Origin of the sequence: Type-D symbiont of Plautia stali, assembly GCF_001485335.1 — a bacterium.
Taxonomy (GTDB): Bacteria; Pseudomonadota; Gammaproteobacteria; order Enterobacterales; family Enterobacteriaceae; genus Pantoea; species Pantoea vagans_C.
Map to the genome: position 1 here is coordinate 1 of NZ_BBOC01000212.1, position 419 is coordinate 419.

General features: G+C 56.3%; 2 pseudogenes. One reads left to right on the forward strand and one right to left on the reverse strand.

Annotation, left to right across the window (positions count from 1 at the left end):
- Positions 1-277, forward strand: a pseudogene (locus tag PSSD_RS26035) (arginine decarboxylase); the annotation flags it as partial.
- Here PSSD_RS26035 and PSSD_RS28325 read toward each other — a convergent pair.
- Positions 268-419 (reverse strand): annotated as a pseudogene (locus PSSD_RS28325) (aspartate aminotransferase family protein); the annotation flags it as partial. The pseudogenes PSSD_RS26035 and PSSD_RS28325 overlap by 10 nt on opposite strands.

Sequence of the window (419 nt, forward strand, 5' to 3'; positions counted from 1 at the left end):
CGAATCTCTGGTCAACTCGGGTGAGCCGCTGGGTCTGGAAGCCGGTTCTAAAGCCGAGCTGATGGCCGTGCTGGCGCACGCCGGTAAAACCCGTTCGGTGATCGTGTGTAACGGCTACAAAGACCGTGAATACATTCGTCTGGCGCTGATTGGTGAAAAGCTTGGTCACAAGGTTTATCTGGTGATCGAGAAGATGACTGAAGTGCGTCTGGTACTGGAAGAAGCCGAGCGCCTCAACGTAATCCCGCGCCTCGGTATCCGTGCTACGGTTTCTGCCTGACCCGGCGTGAAGGGCAGATCGGTTTGCAGCGTATGGGGGATATGATCGACATCCATAAACTGACCGAACATCTTACGGTTGCCACCAATCCCCCCAAGGCTGGTGCCCGCGATGTTCACGCCATGATAGCCACGAGGAC